This is a genomic window from Actinoplanes sp. ATCC 53533 (assembly GCF_003947245.1).
In genome coordinates this window covers 1-752 of record NZ_QHHV01000585.1, presented here as the reverse complement: position 1 = coordinate 752, position 752 = coordinate 1, and the positions used below count along the sequence as shown (strand labels likewise).

The following is a 752-nucleotide window of genomic DNA, read 5'->3' as shown; positions in this document are numbered from 1 at the left end:
TTACCGTCGACCACCAACGGAAGTAGCGCCGGATTCACCGTCGATCGCGCGCGCAGCCGTGCGGCGGCGGCCGCCTGGACGCGCTGCACCACCTCGTTGCGGGCAGCGACCAGCTCGCCTTGCTCGGGAATACGGCGACGGTCGACTGCGACATCGAACGCAATCGTCAGCAGCTCACCGTCGGTCGCCGTCACTCGGCCGCGCAAGTCTGGTTCGTTGCGCAGATGAACCATGCCGCCCTGCTGCACCGTGCCCGGCCGGGACAGGCGAAAGAGATAGACGCCGGCCGCCGATCGCCGGGGCTGGGCTGCGGTCAGCACCTCGTAGTACGGCAGAATCCGCTCGCCGGGATCCCGCTCCGCCTCGATCTGGCGACCTGCCTCGATGACCAGATCCAAGGCATCGCAGAAGGCGTCGTATCGGGTTGGGACCGCCGACTTGTCCCGCGGCGTTTGCAGTCGCCGCCAGGCGGCACGGACTTCACCATCCGGTGCGGCGTAACCGGGCTGCACTTGGCGCAGCTCTGGGAAGTAAACCCAGCCGGGCGCCGCCACCCGCAACCGGCTGCGTGCGAGTCGACTGTGATTGGTCAAGGTCATCGGCTCGACGAACTCGATGGAGAACGCGTCGCCGCGCTTCGTAGCTCGGACTCCGGTGCATGCTCGCTGCGCGTACAGCCGGATCCATGGCTTGCCGTCGTCGACGCTGACGGGCACACCACCACGAGCGTTCAGCTGGATCAGCTGATGCAC

The 752-nt window shown here is 67.4% G+C and carries 1 protein-coding gene; it reads right to left on the bottom strand.

Annotated elements, in window-relative coordinates:
• Window positions 1–752 (bottom strand): hypothetical protein (locus DMB66_RS62255; RefSeq protein ID WP_158647752.1); only part of this gene is annotated, 752 nt, incomplete at both ends.